The sequence below is a fragment of the Stieleria sp. genome (assembly GCF_041595215.1).
GTDB lineage: Bacteria > Planctomycetota > Planctomycetia > Pirellulales > Pirellulaceae > Stieleria > Stieleria magnilauensis.
This window is the reverse complement of sequence record NZ_JBFHKV010000977.1, coordinates 1-3,262: the sequence shown is the minus strand read 5'-3', so window position 1 is coordinate 3,262 and position 3,262 is coordinate 1. Positions and strand designations below refer to the sequence as shown.

Genomic DNA, 3,262 nt, shown 5'->3' with positions numbered 1-3,262 from the left:
CGATCCAGCTGGGGCAGCAGCGCCGCGGCTTGCAATTCGCTCATCGGCGCCGAGTCACTGGGTCGGTCCAGCCAGGCGTTCAAGCGGCTTGCAATCGGGTCGCGATCGGTCAGCACCGCGCCTCCATTGCCGGCGGTCAGCGGTTTGCTGCCCCCGAAGCTGAGCACACCGACGTCGCCCCAGGCCCCGGCGGCGCGGCCATCGATTTGCATGCCGGGCGTCTGGCAGGCGTCTTCGATCAGCGCCCAGCCCGCATGGTCGCAGAGTTCGCGGAGGCGGCGGATTGGGGCGGGAACACCGTAAAGATGCGACACCACGACGGCTTTCACGGCGTGTTTCGTGTCTGCATCTTGCCCAAGGCGTTGCAGGGACTGCGGATCGATCGAATGGCTGGCCGGATCCGCGTCGACGAGGACGGGTCTGGCCCCCAGCAGCTCGATCGCCCGAAAATTTCCGGGATAATCGTAGCCACACAGGGCGACCTGCTGACCGGGCGCGACCCCGACGGCACGGAGGGCCAACTCGACGCCCAGCGACCCGCTGCTGACCAGGCGGACATGGCGGCAGCCGACCTGTTGGGCGATCTGTTCCTGCAGCGCGGCGGTCGCTTCCCCCCGGTAGCGTCCCCAGTCGCCGCGGCGGACGCTCCGTAGAATCGACTCGGTAATCTCGGGCCACTGGGGGGGCCAGGCAGGGAACATCATGGATTTGCGGTCGGAGTTGGCTTGGATCGCGCGATCGGCAGGGGTCAAGCGTTCGGTTCACTGACAGGGCGAGGGCAGACGTGGCATCATTTGTCAGTCAGGCAAACCGACGTGTGAGTTTGCGGGGGAAAGTGGGTTGCGGTGGCAAGAGTCTGGCAAAAGCGTCGAAAGTTCGTTGCTGGCTGGGCTTGTGACCAATTTTGGCCTTCCATATCATGCCGCTCTTGTATTTTGCCTACCCAACCAGATTAGAACCCATTCGGTCCGAATTGTGATCCAACCCCTGCTTCAATTCGTACCGTGGACGATTCTGGCCGACGATGTGGCCCCGGAGGTCGCCGAGCCGAAGCCGTTTGTCTTGCAATTGATGGAGAATCCGCTGTTCCCGATCGCGGGAATCATTTTGATCTTCTACCTGACGTTGATCGCTCCGGAGCGTCGACGCAAGGCGGAAGAGGCGAAGCGGATCGCGGGGATCAAGAAAAATGATCGCGTGATCACCAGCGGTGGATTGCACGGAACGGTGGTCAGTGCACCGAGTGACAGCGATGTGGTGACGCTTCGGCTGGACGAAAGCGGGACGGTACGGGTGAAGGTCAGCCGGTGGGCGCTGACGGTCATCGAAGAAAAAAAGCCGAAGGACGACGCGAAGGACTAAAGAACATCGATTCGACATCGAATCCCCCTGCCTGACACGCGAGCGTTTCGAATCGTTTGCCCGCACTAACCGATTTAACCAAGACTGCCCAAAGACACCCGAGGTGGTAACGTGACCCGACTGGGGTTGCGGTTTCCACGTTCCCGATCACTGCATTCGTCACGTTTGCATTCCTTTCGACTACGAAACAACCAACGATGGACTGCTTTTCTCTCGTTCAGCCCCTGGCCGATGTAAGTCTGACCGACCCGAGTCTGCTGCCCGGTCTGCTTTCGACGATCGACACCGCTTCGATCGCGGGATGGTTCGGCGACCTGCTTTCGGCCAGCCCGATCGCTCAAGGTGAAGCCGAACAAGGTATTTCATGGCAGCAGTACGGATTGCTGGCCATCGCCTTGGCGGTGATCATCTTGCCGTTCACCGTGGGTGGCTTTTTCGCCAAGCGGCTCAAGATGCCGACCCACTCGACGCGAATCGGCTTCATCCTGCTGGCGATCACGGTCAGCGTGACGGTGCTGATGAATCGCTTGCCCGATCAAGGGGTGGACCTACGCGGCGGGACGATTTTGGTCTACGAGATCGACCCCAGCAAAAGCAATCCGGACGCCGAGCAGCAGGGCAACGGAGTCAAGTCGAAGGATCTGGTCGGACCGCTGACCAAGCGAATCAACCCCAGCGGCACGCGCGAGATCGTGATTCGCCCGTACGGTGATTCGCAAATCGAAATCATCATTCCCGAAGTCGACCAGCGCGAAGTCGCCCTGATCGAAGAGACGCTCAAGCAAGCCGGGATTCTGCGTTTCGCGATTGTTGCCAACCGCACCGACCACCAGCGTGTGATCAACTTGGCGGCCGAGCAAGCCGCTTCGCCCGAACGTGCGATCCGGATGAGCGAAGTGATCTCCGACGCCGATGGAAGCACCGTCGGCCGCTGGGCGATCGTCGACCGCGAAACCACCAAGACCGGTGACAACGGAGCGTTTCGGGTCAACATCGGCAACGCGATTGTTCGCAATCCCGATACCGGCGCGTTCGTCGAGTTGCCCCCGCAGGTTCGTGGCGACCAAGCGTTGCAAGCCCAGTGGGTCGACGACAACGGGCTCTCGGGCTTGGAAGTGCTGATGATCATCGACCCCCAGATCGACGTCAAAGGGGAAGACCTGGCGTTCGCCTCGACGACCTTTGATGAGCAGGGTGCACCCGCGGTCGCGTTCAACCTGACCGACTCGGGCAGCAACAAATTCCGCGTGCTGACGACCGAAAACGCTCCCCAAGGAACGCGTCAACGTCAGCTCGGCATCGTGATGGACGACCGCCTGTTGTCGGCGCCGAATATTCTGCAGCCGATCAGTAAACAAGGCCGCATCACCGGCAATTTCACGACCGAAGAAGTCAAGGCGCTCGTCGACATCCTCAAAGCCGGCCAGTTGCCCGCCGCGTTGACGAAGCAACCGATCGCAAAGAACCAAATCGACGCGACGCTCGGTGCCGACACGATCCGCAAAGGGGTGATGGCGATCGGCGTGTCGCTGGCTCTCGTGCTGGTCTTCATCCTGTTCTACTATCGCTTCGCCGGTGCCATCGCTTGCTTTGCCCTGGTGCTGAACCTGGCGATGATCTTGGCGACGATGGTGCTGATCCACCAACCGCTGACCTTGCCGGGATTGGCCGGTCTGGTTTTGACCGTCGGTATGTCGGTCGATGCCAACGTGTTGATCTTTGAACGGATACGCGAGGAAATCAACAAGGGTGCCAAGGACCGCATGGCGATTCGAAACGGGTTTGCCAAAGCGACCGTCACCATCGTCGACGCCAACTTGACGACGCTGTTCACCGCGATCGTGTTGTATGCGATCGGAACCGACCAGATCCGTGGCTTCGCCGTCACGTTGATCTTGGG

3 protein-coding genes are annotated in these 3,262 nt (G+C 60.8%); 2 read left to right on the top strand and 1 reads right to left on the bottom strand.

Annotated elements, in window-relative coordinates:
- Positions 1-704, bottom strand: a 704-nt coding sequence (locus tag ABX749_RS27030) for a DegT/DnrJ/EryC1/StrS family aminotransferase (protein ID WP_372898761.1), incomplete at its 3' end; no start/stop codon positions are given.
- Between the two features lie 271 nt (positions 705-975).
- Between ABX749_RS27030 and yajC the strand changes: the two genes are divergently transcribed.
- Entirely contained in the window at positions 976-1,362 is a 387-nt protein-coding gene (gene yajC, locus ABX749_RS27025; protein WP_236649347.1) for a preprotein translocase subunit YajC, read from the top strand.
- Between the two features lie 197 nt (positions 1,363-1,559).
- The coding region (gene secD / locus ABX749_RS27020) for a protein translocase subunit SecD (RefSeq protein WP_372898759.1) at positions 1,560-3,262 on the top strand (1,703 nt) is incomplete at its 3' end.